At 60.4% G+C, this 14,848-nt stretch carries 9 protein-coding genes, 9 pseudogenes and 1 other annotated feature; of the genes and pseudogenes, 9 read left to right on the top strand and 9 right to left on the bottom strand.

Annotated features, from left to right (window positions below):
- Window positions 1-85, bottom strand: a pseudogene (locus NKI31_RS31455) (DNA-binding response regulator); the annotation flags it as partial.
- 143 nt (window positions 86-228) lie between these two features.
- Between NKI31_RS31455 and NKI31_RS31450 the strand changes: the two are divergent.
- Window positions 229-423 (top strand): acyl carrier protein, encoded by a 195-nt coding sequence (locus NKI31_RS31450; protein ID WP_352653419.1) that lies wholly within the window; start codon window positions 229-231, stop codon window positions 421-423.
- On the opposite strand, the gene NKI31_RS31445 is transcribed toward NKI31_RS31450, so the two are convergent.
- From NKI31_RS31445 to NKI31_RS31435, 3 genes are all read right to left on the bottom strand, one after another.
- Window positions 410-1,114, bottom strand: a complete 705-nt coding sequence (locus NKI31_RS31445; protein ID WP_352653418.1) for a hypothetical protein — start codon at window positions 1,112-1,114, stop codon at window positions 410-412. The genes NKI31_RS31450 and NKI31_RS31445 overlap by 14 nt on opposite strands.
- Before the next feature lie 52 nt (window positions 1,115-1,166).
- Window positions 1,167-1,697 carry a hypothetical protein gene (locus tag NKI31_RS31440; protein ID WP_352653417.1) on the bottom strand — a complete coding sequence of 177 codons (531 nt, stop codon included), beginning with the start codon at window positions 1,695-1,697 and terminating at the stop codon, window positions 1,167-1,169.
- A 110-nt stretch (window positions 1,698-1,807) separates the two neighbouring features.
- On the bottom strand, window positions 1,808-2,695 hold the full coding sequence (locus NKI31_RS31435; protein WP_352653416.1) for a hypothetical protein: 888 nt from the start codon (window positions 2,693-2,695) through the stop codon (window positions 1,808-1,810).
- A 160-nt stretch (window positions 2,696-2,855) separates the two neighbouring features.
- Between NKI31_RS31435 and NKI31_RS31430 the strand changes: the two are divergent.
- Window positions 2,856-3,277 (top strand): annotated as a pseudogene (locus tag NKI31_RS31430) (DUF1403 family protein); the annotation flags it as partial.
- Window positions 3,278-3,378: 101 nt separating this feature from the next.
- Here the strand turns inward: NKI31_RS31430 and NKI31_RS31425 are convergent.
- A pseudogene (locus NKI31_RS31425) lies at window positions 3,379-4,082 on the bottom strand (IS6 family transposase).
- A 296-nt stretch (window positions 4,083-4,378) separates the two neighbouring features.
- Here NKI31_RS31425 and NKI31_RS31420 point away from each other — a divergent pair.
- The 3 genes and pseudogenes from NKI31_RS31420 to NKI31_RS31415 all read left to right on the top strand — a co-directional run bounded on the left by NKI31_RS31420 (window position 4,379) and on the right by NKI31_RS31415 (window position 5,896).
- Window positions 4,379-4,756 carry a flagellar export protein FliJ gene (locus tag NKI31_RS31420; RefSeq protein ID WP_352653415.1) on the top strand — a complete coding sequence of 126 codons (378 nt, stop codon included), beginning with the start codon at window positions 4,379-4,381 and terminating at the stop codon, window positions 4,754-4,756.
- A 176-nt stretch (window positions 4,757-4,932) separates the two neighbouring features.
- Window positions 4,933-5,171 (top strand): annotated as a pseudogene (locus NKI31_RS31915) (DUF1403 family protein); the annotation flags it as partial.
- 30 nt (window positions 5,172-5,201) lie between these two features.
- Window positions 5,202-5,896, top strand: a pseudogene (locus tag NKI31_RS31415) (IS6 family transposase).
- A gap of 127 nt (window positions 5,897-6,023) precedes the next feature.
- Here NKI31_RS31415 and NKI31_RS31410 read toward each other — a convergent pair.
- A complete protein-coding gene (locus tag NKI31_RS31410; RefSeq protein WP_352653414.1) occupies window positions 6,024-7,943 on the bottom strand; it encodes a potassium transporter Kup in 1,920 nt (639 codons plus the stop codon).
- A 102-nt stretch (window positions 7,944-8,045) separates the two neighbouring features.
- Window positions 8,046-8,162: pseudogene (locus NKI31_RS31910) on the bottom strand (IS6 family transposase); the annotation flags it as partial.
- Between the two features lie 285 nt (window positions 8,163-8,447).
- Here NKI31_RS31910 and NKI31_RS31405 point away from each other — a divergent pair.
- Window positions 8,448-9,371 (top strand): annotated as a pseudogene (locus NKI31_RS31405) (IS3 family transposase); the annotation flags it as partial.
- Window positions 8,731-8,847 (top strand) — a sequence feature (AL1L pseudoknot). (Overlaps the previous pseudogene by 117 nt.)
- Here NKI31_RS31405 and NKI31_RS31400 read toward each other — a convergent pair.
- Window positions 9,350-10,779 (bottom strand): annotated as a pseudogene (locus NKI31_RS31400) (IS30 family transposase). The pseudogenes NKI31_RS31405 and NKI31_RS31400 sit on opposite strands and share 22 nt — an antisense overlap.
- Window positions 10,780-10,809: 30 nt before the next feature.
- On the opposite strand from NKI31_RS31400, the pseudogene NKI31_RS31395 reads away from it, so the two are divergent.
- From NKI31_RS31395 to virD4, 3 genes and pseudogenes are all read left to right on the top strand, one after another.
- Window positions 10,810-11,112, top strand: a pseudogene (locus NKI31_RS31395) (integrase core domain-containing protein); the annotation flags it as partial.
- Window positions 11,113-11,413: 301 nt separating this feature from the next.
- Window positions 11,414-12,190, top strand: a complete 777-nt coding sequence (locus tag NKI31_RS31390; protein ID WP_352515483.1) for a hypothetical protein — start codon at window positions 11,414-11,416, stop codon at window positions 12,188-12,190.
- Between the two features lie 247 nt (window positions 12,191-12,437).
- Window positions 12,438-14,183 carry a type IV secretion system ATPase VirD4 gene (gene virD4, locus NKI31_RS31385; RefSeq protein WP_352653413.1) on the top strand — a complete coding sequence of 582 codons (1,746 nt, stop codon included), beginning with the start codon at window positions 12,438-12,440 and terminating at the stop codon, window positions 14,181-14,183.
- Window positions 14,184-14,224: 41 nt separating this feature from the next.
- Here virD4 and NKI31_RS31380 read toward each other — a convergent pair whose 3' ends face one another.
- On the bottom strand, window positions 14,225-14,425 hold the full coding sequence (locus NKI31_RS31380; protein WP_352653412.1) for a hypothetical protein: 201 nt from the start codon (window positions 14,423-14,425) through the stop codon (window positions 14,225-14,227).
- Window positions 14,426-14,848: the final 423 nt, after the last annotated feature.

Here is a 14,848-nt window from a genome sequence, read left to right as displayed (position 1 = left end):
TTACCTTCAGGGCATGCATCGTGAGATACTCGGCGATGAGGCGCCGCATTGCGGCATCATCGTCAATGACAAGAACATGTTTCAACGGCACACCTCGCTTTGGGGGTTGCGCCCCGATCAGGGTTGCATTACCTGAATCTGCAAGCAAAAGGCATGTATTAGTGATGACATTAAATTGAACAACTGGTTCTCAAAACCCTCAACGCTCTAGTTGCCGAAAAAGTAGAGGTGTCGATGACAACCCGAATGCGGGATCTCGGCCTCGACAGCCTCGACTATAACGAGCTTGCTACGGCGATCAAGAGCCGACTTGGCTGGTTTGTCGACGATTACAAGCTCTGGCAATACGAGTCCGTGAGGCATGTCGCCGACGCCGTCGCCAGTCAGGAGTTGCGCACCCCTGGCCTGGTCAGGACATGTTAAGCGGAACCACCAGCAGTGCGGCAAGTGCTGGAGTAGTGCTGTAGGCACAGGTTACGGTGAGGCCAGCTTGGGCCGTTGCTCCGCTGTGGTTTCTATTCGTGACTGGTGCGTTTGAGAACTGTTGGGTCAGCCCGGTCCATGTCGCAGTGCCGATGCCCCCATTGGTGGCGTTGCCCGCAATTGCGATCGCTGCGCCCAGGGCACCAATGCTGACGGTCGTTGTCAGGCAACCCGTTGAATTGTTGTCAGAGGCAACAGTGCCCACCACACCATCCCAATTGGTGGTCGTATAGACCGACATGTAGTCACGGAACACGCTCTCACTATACGTGGTCACGATCGTTGCCGTCGTACCGGTTGGCACGAGGGCTGACCACATTGACAGATAGACCACACCAGAATTGAAGATGCTTTCCACCTGAGCGAGAAGGGTGGCCGCCACACCCCCAATCGTCATACTGTTGACGGTCACTGCACTTTCGGTGTCAGTGGTCTCAGTTGTCACGATGACACGACGATTAGCGTGTGGCGCGACAACAAGCGGAATGCTGGTGTGGGTGTAAACGGTCGTGGCAGTCGAGTCTTCGTGAGTGCCATTGAAGACCAGATCTATCGGGAACATTTTCTCCCAGACGCCCGAGCTGCGCACATAGACCTGTCGAGCCTTGGTCCAGAGGCTTGAGATTTTCACCCAGACGGCGCTGGCCGCCCCCAGACCCCGGAGGCTTTGACGTAAAGGGCCATTACGGCTGCACCCAGAAATCACCGTCCACGCCGCCAGAAGGGGCAGCGGCCGAGATCGTGACGCTGCGATTTGCCATCGTGCCGACGCCGAGAAGCGCCTTGGTCTGGGCAATGGACTGCGGTGGACGATAATTGTCCCCGGTGCCGTCACTCGACGCGCGACCGACGAAGCTCGTCACAGCGTCGGCACCTGTGGCGTAGGTCGAGCGGTACAAACGCGTCGTGATATCACCAGCGCCATCGCGCTGAGTGACCGTGCCGGCCGTTCCAGTCTGATCCATCGAAGCGCCGCCGAGCTTTGCGCTGTCAACGGCCTGAGCGGTTGCACCAAGCTTGCCCCTAACCGTCGTCGTCAGATCGGTGATCTGCTTCTGCAGCTTGCCCAGTGCCGACAGCACCGTGTCGGCCGCGGTGATCACGCCTCCCGTGGCGGTCGACAGACCCGTCAGGGCCGCGGTGATGACCGTGGCGGCAAAGTTCGAGATCGTGGCGGCCAGCTGGGTGCTGGTATGGGTCGAACGATCGCGCAAACTCGCGTCGGTAGCATTGGCGGTCGCGGCCGACGCAATGCCGGCGAGCTTCGTTTTCTCCGTCGCCGTTTAGGCTTTGTTGGTCGTGCCGTCACTGATATCGTCGGCGGTCAGAATGACAGCACCAGTGCGGCCGGCGGTCGACAGCACGGCGTCGGTGTAGTCTTCCTTGAACCAGTTGGCTGCGAAGGTCGTGGCCGAGGCGTTGGCGGCGTTGGCGACGATACGATCGCCGTTGGCAACGTCTGACCATTGACGGTGCCACCGGTCGAGACGATGTAGGTGAAGCCGGCCTGGGCCACGCCAGCGCCGGGGAAGCTGCCAACAGAGGCGTCCCAGGTGCCCTTGAGGATAATCGCCTGATCGAGCCCGAGCACCTTCGCGCGCAGATCGTCCAGGTCCACGTTGCCGGTAACCGTGATGAAGCCAAGCTTGGCACTCATGGCGGTCGTAAAGGTGCCGGTCGTGCCAATCAGAGCTGCGTTGTAAGCTTGGACCGAGGCACCAACAGCAGCGCTGATGCGCGCGTCGGCTGCTGTTGAGACGTTCGAGATCGTGGTGGCCAGCTGGGTGCGGGTGTGGATTGAGCGATCGCGCAGCGCTGCATCAGTCGCATTGGTGGTGGCACCTGATGCGACACCATCGAGTTTGGCCTTGTCCGCGCCCGACATGAAGCCGGAAGCTCCAGTGGTTGCGTCAGCGTGCGAGTGGGCCGCTGGTGGGAACGTCACCGGCTTGTCCGTGATGCCGGCCCACGGCGCGCTGTCAGCAATATCGGCGGCGGTGACCTTACCATCAGCGTTGGTGTCGTAGTCCACCTTCTCCATGTCACCGGTGCCGGTGCCAGCGGCGCCGCGCACGTCAACCGCGTCAGCCATGATAGCCGTGAGGCCCGTCGCGCCGATGTAGTCGCCGGTAGCGGGCTTGGTCCCGGTGCCGCCTACCCAGTCAGCAACCTGGAAAACACGTCTGGCCCCGTCCAGGACGAGGCTGGGCACGATTGACCAGCCCTTATCTCCCTGGTCGCCCTTGAGGCCCTTGGTGTTGAAGCGGAGGGTCTAGGCGGTAGCCCCCCGTCTTTTTTAGACATTCGCGGCGTCGGAGAAAGCGAAATCACCAACGCGGCCATCGGCGTTGGCCGGGGCGCCGATCGTATGGATGATCTCCCTCCGCACCCTTGGGACCGACGCCTCTCCCGGGGTCGGGCTGTCCGCTCTCGCGGCACCGGTGCCGTCCTCGCTGCGCCGGGCAGTCCCCGATGCGCAAACCGTTGAAGATGCTGGGATCGCATGCGGCGCCGCGATCGCCACGCTCGATGCGGTCGTGCGCCGGGATGAAAAATGGGCCGGCGCCTGGCGGCAGCGCCTCGCACTCGGCGCGGCCGCGGCGACGGTGCGGCAGGCGGGCCGCACCGAGGACGAGGCCGCGCTGCGCGACGCCGTGCTGCTGCTCACACGACCGGGCGACAATGCCGGGCCCGCCGGCCTTTGCTCCTCGCCTGGCGCCGGCTAGCAGCCCGGTCCGCGGCGGAGCTTCTGACGGAGCAAAACCTCGCCGCGGCATTGGAGGAATTCGGCTTTTTTGCCCGCGCGTCGGTTTTGGCGATTTGACGACATAGGCTTGTTGGCCGGGCTTGTCACGTTGTCTGAAATTGGCCGGCCGAGGGCTGCTGCTGCAGAATTCATGCGGGCGTTCCAGTCACGGCCTTCGATTCGGCGGTGGCTTGCAGGCGATGAACATGTATGGCGAAAGCAGAACGTTTGGGGCGGGGCGGGACGAAGAGGTTGCGGAGGGCTGACAAGGTCGAGACGAAGCGTTGCAGGCCTCCCGGCGATCGGACCCCTGCATCATCCGCTCCCGTTTTCGCGGCGGCACATGGGAATTCTCCGCTCCGTTGTTCAACCCCTTGTGCGACCGGTGCTTGACGTCCGGCATCACCTGTCGCTTTGCCGCTCCATACGAGCGCAGCTAGTCGGTGATCATGCGCTTCGGCGCGAGCCCCTGCTTCTTCAACAGCCGCGTCAGCAAGCGCTTGGCGGCCTTGGTGTTGCGGCGGTTTTGCACGATTTCGTCCAGCATATATCCATCCTGGTCGACGGCGCGCCACAACCAAAGCTTTTTGCCGGGCGATGGTGACGACCACTTCGTTCAGGTACCAGACATCATTCCGGCACGGCGGCTTGCGGCGCAAGCAGCGAGCGCAGTCCAACCCGAACTTGATGCCCCACCGGCGACTTGTCTCATACGAAACCACGATGCCGCGTTCCAGCAGCATTTCCTCAACCAGGCGCAAGCTCAGCGGAAACCGGAAATAAAGCCAGACCGCGTGGGCGATAATAGGCGGCGGAAATCGGGGGGCGTGTAGCTGACGGCGGGCGTATTCATGCCCCCCGGCGTCCATGTCGCAAATCTTGACTATTGCTTTGTGTGTCAAGTCCGCCGCAGGTCTCAACGCGTTCATATGCAGACATTGTGAAAATCGCCCTATTCCGCCTTTTTTTACCGCCCCTTAAGTCCCCCGCTCGCATGCTTGTCGATGCCATTGAACTCATAGCCATCGGCCAAGGGATTTTGGAAAATATGTTTCCGCTCGCAGCAGAAAACGTGAGAGTCGCTGTAGGCCTAACGTTAAGGGGAGAGAGCGGTTTGATTGGACGAAATGGGTACCGGAGTACCGAGTCATGAAGCCACGAGGTAATCTGGTCCGACTGAAGCAATTTCAGGTGAATGAGAAGCGGCGACAGTTGCACCAGCTAGACATCATGATTGCCGATTTCGAACGCATGGCGCGAGAACTGGACTTCCAGATAAACGCCGAGGAAACGAAGGCCGGCATCTCCGATGTCAATCATTTCGCTTATCCGACGTTCGCCAAGGCCGCTCGCCTACGTCGTGACAACGTCAAGAATTCGCAATCGGACCTTCTGCGGCAGAGAACCGCAGCCGCGCAATGCCTCGCCGAGGCTGAAGCAGAGCTCTCCAAGGCGCAAATGCTAGAATCGCGCAGCGGCAGAGGCCACGACCTCGAACCCGGCAACCGAAGCGCCATGATCGGCTGAGCCGGACGGCTTCAGCGCGCCTCAATTCGCGACACCGACTGGCCGTTGGCGCGCGAGAGGCGTGCGGGCATTGTAAAGATATCAGCGTCTTGATGCAGCGATAGCTGGCCGGGACGGCTGTCATGCTGCGGCGACATACGCGATTTTGTTCCAGATTTGCATAGCGTTACGCAGGTATTGGGGGAAAGTGGAACTGGTTGGCAATCGGAGCATCGGTGGAGACGAACCGCTGCCGGCGGACCGGCGCCTGGCGGCAACGCCTGGCGCTTTCGGCGGCGGCGGTAACGGCAAAGCAGGCTGGCCGCGTCGAGGATGAAGCGGCCCCTGCGCGATGCCGTTCTGCTCACGGCCGGGAGACGGGGTCGGCCCCGCCGGCCGGATGCTGCTCGCTTGGCGCGGCACCGTAAAGTCACCGACAGCTATGAAGATGTGCGTACATTGGGCCATGTCAGAAGTTGCTCGTGGTCCGCTCTATGGTCGCCACCGCTTTCCCCCGAGATCATTGCGCACGCGGTATGGCTCTACTTTCGCTTTCCGCTCAGCCTGCGCATGGTTGAAGGCATGCTGGCGGCCCGCGGCATCATCGTCACGCATCAGAACGTTCGAAGCTGCGCGGAGAAATTCGGACGGAATTTCGCCCGAGAGATCAAGCGACGGTCAGCCGGCTGCCTGGGCGACAAATGGCATCTCGACGAATGTGTCGTGGCTATCAGTGGCAAGAAGCAGTGGCTCTGGCGTGCCGTCGATCAGGACGGCTTCGTCCTCGAAGTGCTGGTACAAAGCCGCCGAAATGCCAAGGCGGCAAAGCGTCTGATGCGCAAGTTGAAGGCTCAAGGGCGGACACCACGGATCATGATCACCGACAAGCTCCGATCCTATGATGCCGCCATGCGCGACCTCATGCCCGGCGTCGAACACCGGTCGCACACAGGCCTGAATTATCGAGCGGAAAATTCGCACCAGCCGGCCCGACGACGCGAAAGGATCATGAAACGCTTCAAGTCGGCACGCCAGCTTCAGCGGTTCGTTTCCATCCATGATCCGATTGCCGACCTGCTCCACTTTCCCTGCAATGCGCTGTCATCGGCTCAACATCGAGACCTGCGTAACGCCGCCATGCATTGTGTCGCCACAGCGTGACAGCCGTCCCGGCCAGCTATCGCTGCATCAAGCCGCTGAAACTTACAGTGCCGGGCGCGCTGCTACCTGAATTTCCTTACCGCTCAATCAATGTGACAGCACCGATTCTTCTCAACCGCGGCATGCCCTAAATCGTCACTTGCGTTCCGATCTCGACCACACGTCCGGTCGGGATCTGGAAATATTCGGTCGCATCGGCGGCCGTGCGTGCCAGGCCGATGAACAGCTTGTCCTGCCACACCGGCATGCCCGAATTGGGCGAGGCTTTGAGCGAGCGCCTCGACAGGAAGAAGGATGTCGTCATGATGTCAAACTTCCAGCCTTGCTTGCGGCAGGTCGCCAGGGCGCGCGGAATGTTTGGCTGTTCCATGTAGCCGAAGGTCAGCGTCACCCGCATGAACAACTCGTTGACTGTCTCCATCTTGACCCGCTCGCTGTCGGGCACCAGCGGCTGCGGCGCGGTGACCACCGAAAGAATGACGTTCTGCTCGTGCAGCACCTTGTAGTGCTTCAGGCTGTGCATCAGCGCTGTCGGCGCGCTTTGCGGATCGCTGGTCAGGAACACGGCGGTGCCGGACACCAGCTGCGGCTTCTTCTTCAACAGATTGCCGGCGAGGAAATCGAGCGGGATTTCGTTGCGCCGGGTCTTGTCGAACAGATAGCGGCTGCCGCGCACCCAGGTCCACATCGCCAGAACGATGGTGAAGGCCACCGCAAGCGACGCCCAGCCGCCCTCGAACACCTTGACGATGTTGGAGGCAAAGAAGCCGATGTCGATGAACGCGAACACCGCCGTCATCGCCACCGCCACCCACAGGCGCCATTTCCAAATGCGCGTCATGACGACGAACAGCAGCACCGTCGTTACCAGCATGTTGCCGGTCACCGAGATGCCATAGGCGGAGGCCAGCTTGCTCGATTCGCCGAAACCGACGACCAGCAACATCACCGCCAACGCCAGCAACAGATTGACGCGCGGCATGTAGATCTGGCCCGACTGCCGTTCCGACGTGTGCAGGATTTCGAGGCGCGGCAGCATATTGAGCTGCACCGCCTGCCGGGTCAGCGAGAAGGCGCCGGAGATGACCGCCTGGCTAGCGATAACCGTCGCCGCGGTTGCCAATACCACCATCGGGATCAGCGTCCAGCCTTCGTTCATCTCGAAGAATGGATGGCCGACGACGCCGTTCTTGGCCAGCACGAAGGCGCCTTGCCCGGCATAATTGAGCAGCAGGCAGGGAAACACGATCGCCAGCCAGGCCAGCACGATCGGCTTGCGGCCGAAATGGCCGAGATCGGCATAGAGTGCTTCGGCGCCGGTGACGGCGAGGAAGATGGCGCCGATGGTCACGAAAGCGACGTCGGGCGAATTGATCAGGAAGGCGACGATGTAGTGCGGGCTCACCGCCCACAGGATTTCTGGATCGGCGATGATGTGGTTGAGACCGGAAAGGCCAATTGCCAGGAACCATACGGCGGTCACCGGGCCGAACACCAATCCCACCCCGCCGGTGCCAAAGCGCTGCACCGCGAACACCATGGCCAGGATGACCAGTGTCAGCGGCACCACATAGGGCTGGAAGGTCGGCGTGACGACGTTCATACCCTCAACCGCCGACAGCACCGAAATCGCGGGCGTGATGACCGCGTCGCCGAAAAACAGCGAGGCGCCGACGATGCCGATGCCCAGGATCACCGCCGACCGCTTGGGGAAACTGCCGCGCGCTAGCGCCATCAGCGACAGCACGCCGCCCTCGCCGCCGTTATCGGCGCGCAGCACGAACATGATGTACTTGATGGTGACGATGATAGTCAGCGACCAGATGATCAGCGACAGCACGCCGAGGATATCGCCGCGCTCGGCGACATTGCCGCCCGACGACGCCACCAGCGCCTCACGGAACGCGTAGATCGGGCTGGTGCCAATATCGCCATAGACAACGCCGAGCGCGCCTAGCATCAGCACCTTGGTGCTGTGCTGTTCGATTTCGGGATGGCTCGATTGTTCGACGGGTTCTGCCTCGCTACCAGCATTGGTAAGGGCCATGGACGACACTCCGATAAGGGGCGGCCCTCTACCTTTGCTGCACTGCAATATCAAGTGCCGCGACGTAATGGCTCCGTATGCGGACCGCATTTGTTGCCGCAACCGGCGGATTGTCTCATACGAAACCACGATCCCGCTCCCGGGCCATTTCCTCGACGAGACACAGGCTCAAGGGGACCTGAAGGAGGGCCAGACCGCATGGGCGATGATCTGCGGCAGGAAACGATGGCGCTGCTTGTAGCTGACGGCATATCTTTCTACTTTGTGTGTCTGCCAGACGAGCGGGCGGGCACGGAAGTGGTCGCGCTCTGGCTGCCAGACATACTCGTCCAACCTGATGAAAACCTGACTTGTACACCCAGCCCAAACAGGTGCGAGGGGTCGGTCTATTACCAAAGGCTCTGAGGGCTGATTCTCTAGGGTTCCCGCCCAGATTGATCCGTGACCCTTGTTGTGAACCGCGCCGGGTTGATCGGAGGCTCCAACTCCTGAGAAGGTGGAACCATGACAAGCAAGACGACCAACAAGTTCTCTCCCGAGGTCCGGGCCCGCGCGGTGCGGCTGGTTCTGGATCACGAACGCGAGCATACGTCGCGGTGGGCGGCGGTTTCATCGATCGCCGCCAAGATCGGCTGCACGGCGCAGACGCTGCATGAGGGGGTGGAGAAGGCCGAGCGCGACAGTGGCGTGCAAGTCGGTGTGCCTACGGATGTGGCGACGAAACTCAAGGCTCTGGAAACGAGAGCCGCGAGCTTCGCCAGGCCAACGAGATCCTTCGCAAGGCTTCCGCGTATTTTGCCCAGGCGAAGCTCGACCGCCGGTTCAGGCCACGATCGCGTTCATCGACGCTCACCGCAAGGCGCATGGGGTCGAGCCGATCTGCAAGGTGCTGCCGATCGCCCGGTCGACCTACCACGACCATGTCGCCAAGCGCGTCGACCCCTGCCGGCTGTCGGCTCGGGCAAGATGGGATACAGCCTCGAAGGATGAGGTCCGACGGTTTGAGGCGAACTTCCGCGTCTACGGCGTTCGCAAGGTCTGGCGGCGGTTGCGTCGCGAGGGCTTCGACGTCGCCCGCTGCACGGTTGCCCGCTTGATGAAGGCCATGGGCCTCGAAGGCATCGTCCGCCGATCCGCACTACGGTGAGCAACAAGGCCGCACCTTGCCCTCTCGACCACGTCAACCGCCAGTTCCACTGCTCCGCGCCGAACATGCTGCGGGTCTCCGACTTCACCTGCGTCGCGACCTGGACGGGCTTCGTCTATGTCGCCTTTGTCATCGACACCTATGCCCGTCGGATCGTCGGCTGGCGGGTGAGCCGGACGGCGCATGCAGCCTTCGTTCTCGATGCCCTGGAACAGGCTCTCCATGATCGGCGGCCGGTGCAGGGAGGCGGGCTCATCCATCACAGCGATAGAGGCAGCCAAGGCGGATTCAACCGGATCGTCGCAACACCGGCATCATACTGTCCCCCAAGGAGTTGGTCGAGGAGTTCGGCAGGTGTTTTCCAGCCGAGCGTTTTGCGCGGTCTTGTGTTGATAGCATGGGCGACTGCGTCCAGTTCCCGGGCTGTGTGCCGACTGAGATCCGTGCCCTTTGGAAAGTACTGTCTCAGCAAGCCGTTTGGTGTTTTCGTTGGAGTCTCGCTGCCACGGGCTTGGGGATCGCAGAAGAAAATCTCGAGCCCGGTGTCGATGCGCAGGTCGGCTGCTGCGCCATTTCCGCTCCATGGTCCCAAGTCAGCGACTGACGCAGTTGCTCGGGAAGTTTGCCCATGGATCGGGCTATGGCTCTGCGGACTGCTTCAGCGCCGTGGCCGGCAAGTGGTGGACCGTTCTTGATGCGCATGCTCTGCTGATAGCCATGCATGCGCGGCAGGTGAAGCACGCATTGTGAAGCGTGAACTTCGTTCCACGAGCGTACCGATCGCCTAGCTTCCGAGGCCAAGGATGAGGTCGCCTTCCCAATGTCCGGGGACAGCCCGATCGGCAATTTCGGCCGGACGGTCGCTTATTATAAGGGCGTCTCCAACGAAGGACTTGTTGCGACTCGGGCCCGTTCGCGCGGTACGCGCAACGCTCGGCCTGAACGCAGACATGCGGTAAGTCCTCGGCGCAATGCTCCGCGTCCTTGAATGTACAAGGACTGATAGATCGTCTCTTGGCTGATCCGCATGGTTTGATCCTGTGGGTAATCGATCTGAAGCCGATTTAGCGATCTGCTCGGGGCTCCAGGCTGCCGACCACCTCCGGCTCTGTCGTTTTTTCCATACCCACCTTGGGGCCCTCGAATGAGGCGCCATTGGGATTGGTGACTTTGCCGGCCAAGCGCTCCTCAACATATTCACGCAGAGCCGGATTGACCGCCAGCTTGCCAGGAGGCCGGCGGGACTCACGATCGGCGTGCCATTGGGCGGCACTGGCCGGTAATCCAGATTGCCGCTGCGCGTCGCGGCATTGCGCCTGACCTCCCGCGAGATTGTGCTCGGCGGCCGACCTAGCTTACGAGCAATGGCCCGGATGCCGATTCCCTTGGCAAGCTCAAGCGCAATATCCTCGCGCTCCCGAAAGAAAGATATCGCCCCGAAGGCGGCTTCGCCCACGGCGCCAAATGCGTTGGCGGCATCCCTCCTGCACTCCGAAACCAGCGCGGACCAAGAGGCGTTGATGTACCGGCATCCAGTGCGGCCTCCTCGCTCGAATGTCCCAAGGCAATAGCTTGCCAGAACCGGAAGCGATTCTCACACTGCCAGGCAGGCGGACGCCCGGGCGAATCCAGCTTCTTTCGAGTGCACCGATCTAAGCGCGTTGGTGAACCGTCATTGCAACCTCCAATCCCTTGGTGTTGCGACGACCGGTTGAATCCGCCCAACACGTCAGCATTCAATACACCGAGCGCTTGGCGGAGGCCGGCGTCGAACCCGCAGTGGGCAGTGTCGGCGACTCTTTCGATAATGCTCTCGCCGAAACGATCAACGGTCTTTACAAGGCCGAGGTGATCCATCGACGCGGACCCTGGCGCTCATTCGAGGCCGTCGAGTTCGCCACGCTCGAATGGGTCGACTGCTTCAACAATCGCTGGCTGCTGGAGCCCATCGGCAACATCCCGCCGGCCGAAGCCGAGGAACGCTACTACGCCATGTTGGATGAACCAGCCATAGCCGCGTGACTCAAACGAAACGGCCTCCGGAATGCCCAGGGCAGTTCACATCGCATTTGATGCCAGCTTCATCGTATTTTCTTCGGCTTGGACGGGCACTTGGCAGACCCACAGAGCTGGGAACCCTTTGCCATACTACAACTGTAACATCATATCGGTTTAGCAGGTCAAGCTTCGGTGGTAACCTCATTTGGTAGAATAACTACTTTGGAGGCGAGCAATGGATCGCGATAACAAACGGGCACGTGCAGCTGCAAGATCATCTCAAGGCGTGGGGAGCAGTAGCCTCCGTGACGTTCCAGAGGGGCCATTGAGCGATGTTGCAGAACGGCTGGTAACCGCTAACCCGCGCGATACAGCGCGAAATCTTGGGGGCTTCAAAGGCCTCGGGACGCACGAGCGAACAGCCGTTCGGGGCACTCAACCCGGGCCAGAAACCGACCTCGCGAGATTTGAAAGGCGGACCAATCGGCTTGGACGATCAGCCATCAATCTGGCCGCGACATTAACAGCCGAATTGGGGTACAGCACGGATGACATAGCATTGCAGAAAGTCGGAGCGGCCAGTAATCTAGGCGATTACCTAACGCCAGGGCTGCAAGATGCTATTGTTAATCGCATTGGCAACATGGATCCGCCGTCGCAAGCTCTCGGAGCTTATTACGTTGCGCCACACTTCAGTAAGTTTACTGACGAAAATAAATCTCGCATTCTTGATCAGGCCATTGGATTGGCTTCTTCTGATCCGGATGGCAATGTCAGAAACATGGCATCCAATGCTATTCTCAACATGTATCCCCAGTTAGACGCAAATCAACAGGCCCAAGCTCACTCAGTTTTTCCCGGCATGCAAGACATCTTGCCGCACATGCCGCCACCGCAGCATGCAGCAGAGGAACGGAGTGCGAATCTGGACGGCCACATAGCAGGTATTGAGGCTGCAGTCCGTGATACAGTAGGCCCGCAAACCTCCTATGAACAGCTGCAGCGGGGTGCTCAAATCGGGCGGTCCATAAACCACGCCTTCAATCACGCCCGAGAGGACCTAATGGAGGCCACCAGAAGCAGAGATCGCTCCGGCCGTTGAGGTCTCGGCCATGGTACAGTGACGCTTTCTCTCCCGAAATCCGTTTACGGCCTTGCCGTTTCCAATTCGCTGGCCGTTGACGTACCTGCTTAGTGTAACTTTCAAAAACCACGTCTGCCGGGTGATGCGCTGCAAGCATCGCACCACCCACTGCGGCATCGATCTGTCGAGCGGCGACATCGCGCGACGCCGGTTCGGTCTCTGAAGCACGCGCAGCATTAGCTACGGCTAATCCGGCAATGGAACAATGCTTTCAACAAAAACGACGCCCCCCAACATAGCCATTAGCATCGCGTGCTCACTCGCCGTGGGCTTCTGTGCGGCAAGTCTTTACGCAACCTTCCGCCACGGCGGCAGCGGCGAGGCTCTGATGGCGTTTGATGTCCGTGCCTTTTGGTTTGAGACGCCCTTGTATTTGGGTTTCGCAACCCCCGTTTTCTATCGGGGCGCGGCTATCGTGCTCTCGACGTCCGCGGTCGTCTTGCTGATTCAGCAGATCGTATTGCGCCGCAAGCTCGAACACCACGGGACGGCTCGTTGGGCTCGAGTGGATGAAATGCGACGCACGGGATATCTGCGACGATACCGTGGCGTGACAGGGCCGGTGTTTGGGAAGACAAGTGGCCCTTTCTGGCCTGGCTACTACCTGACCAATGGCGAGCAGCCTCACAGCCTCATCGTTGCACCGACCCGCGCTGGCAAGGGCGTCGGCATAGTCATTCCAACGCTACTTACATTCAAAGGCTCGGTGATAGCTCTGGACGTCAAGGGGGAGCTCTTTGAGCTCACCTCGAGGGCGCGCAAAGCCGCAGGTGACGACGTGTTTAAATTCGCGCCGCTGGATTCGGAGCGGCGCACAAACTGCTACAATCCGCTGTTGGATCTTATAGCGTTGCCTCCACAGCAGCAATTCACCGAAGCCCGCCGCTTGGCCGCAAACCTGATTACGGCCAAGGGGGAGGGCGCGGAAGGTTTCATCAGCGGCGCGCGAGATATCTTTGTCGCGGGAATCCTTGCCTGCATCGAGCGGGGCACGCCAACAATCGGCGCCGTCTATGACCTCTTCGCCCAGCCGGGGGAGAAGTTTAAGCTCTTCGCGCGACTCGCCATGGAGACCCAGAACAAAGAGGCACAACGCATCTTCGACGACATGGCGGGGAACGATACGAAAATCCTAACCTCCTACACTTCCGTGCTCGGCGATGGCGGGCTCAACCTGTGGGCGGATCCCGCTGTAAAGGCGGCCACAAGTCGCTCGGACTTTTCGGTCTATGATCTTCGCCGTCGCAGAACGTGCATCTATCTTTGCGTTGGTCCGAACGACCTTGAGGTGATCGCGCCTTTGATACGCTTGTTTTTTCAGCAAATCGTTTCAATTCTGCAGCGGTCGCTGGCCCGTCGGGATGAAAAGCACGAGGTTCTCTTCCTGCTCGACGAGTTCAAGCACTTGGGTAAGCTGGAGGCGATCGAGACCGCAATCACGACTATCGCGGGCTACAAGGGGCGTTTCATGCTCATCATCCAAAGCCTTTCGGCACTGACGGGGGCTTATGGAGAGGCTGGCAAGCAGAATTTTCTCAGCAATACCGGACTGCAAGTGTTCATGGCCACGGCTGATGACGAGACTCCGAACTACATTTCCAAGGCCATCGGTGAATACACGTTTGAAGCCAAATCGATTTCCCACAGCCAGGCGCGAACGTTCGACTGGACCATTCAGAATTCACATCAAGGTGCACCGCTATTGCGTCCCGAACAGGTTCGGCTGCTCGATGACGACTACGAGATTGTTCTTATCAAAGGTCTGCCACCATTAAAATTGAGGAAGGTGCGTTATTTCTCGGATCGCATTCTGAAACGCATCTTTGAAAGCCAGACAGGCGCCCTCCCGGAGCCGGCGCCCTTGACGGGAGCAGAGGAGGCGCTCTCCGTAGAATCTCAACTCGATGACCCGCAGTGTGAATTGGCGCAGGACTTTGCCGATACAGTTTGATGAGGCTGGTGTGGACCCCGCGAAAAAATCCATCCCGTGTATCAGCTTTGTCGCAGGTGCAGGACGCCGGCTTGGAAGAGGGGCAAGCGGGCCAAGCCCGGCGAGTGGGCTTTGAGCAGCACGTGTCCGAGGCGCTCCGGCCGCTGTTCGATGGTCGAGCTGACGAGCCGCCAACCAATCCAGAGGAGCTTCTGCGACTGGAACAGGGGTTTCGCGAGGTGCTTCAGCGAGGGCAGGATCATCAAGCCGCCTCATCTTTTTTCAGCAACCCAGGGATGCCCGATGGACGGGATGACCTCAACAGAAGCGTGTCGGAGGCTTTCGCAAGCTCTGGGACGCCGGAGTTCGGGCCGCCGCCCCCAGTCTTGGCCAACAGCAGATCCGCCCTTCGCCGGATGAGCTTGACCAAAGCAACCACCTGCCACCCGAGTGAGTCGTCCCAACAATGAACATTCACCAGCGCTGTTGTGGCCAGCGGAGACGCAGAGGGCCCTGAATGCGCCGCAAGCCGTCGCCATTCAGCAGCAGCTGAGCGAAATCGGCAATTCAGGCGGCCGCGTGCATATGCAGAGAGGGGCTGATGCGATCTCCGGACCGGTAGCTCTCGCCGTAATTGATCAGGCTGGTACTGTTGGAAGGCTTGATCAGCCTCGTCACCCCAATCT

This window comes from Mesorhizobium sp. M0659 (assembly GCF_040320605.1).
GTDB lineage: Bacteria > Pseudomonadota > Alphaproteobacteria > Rhizobiales > Rhizobiaceae > Mesorhizobium.
Note: the sequence above shows the minus strand (reverse complement) of the source record. Positions and strands in the feature narration are given on the sequence as shown.

Coding starts and splice junctions, on each gene's coding strand:
- NKI31_RS31420 (WP_352653415.1), top strand. CDS start 4,379: ATGAAGCCACGAGGTAATCTGGTCCGACTGAAGCAATTTCAGGTGAAT.
- NKI31_RS31410 (WP_352653414.1), bottom strand. CDS start 7,943: ATGGCCCTTACCAATGCTGGTAGCGAGGCAGAACCCGTCGAACAATCG.
- virD4 (WP_352653413.1), top strand. CDS start 12,438: ATGCTTTCAACAAAAACGACGCCCCCCAACATAGCCATTAGCATCGCG.
- NKI31_RS31380 (WP_352653412.1), bottom strand. CDS start 14,425: ATGATCCTGCCCTCGCTGAAGCACCTCGCGAAACCCCTGTTCCAGTCG.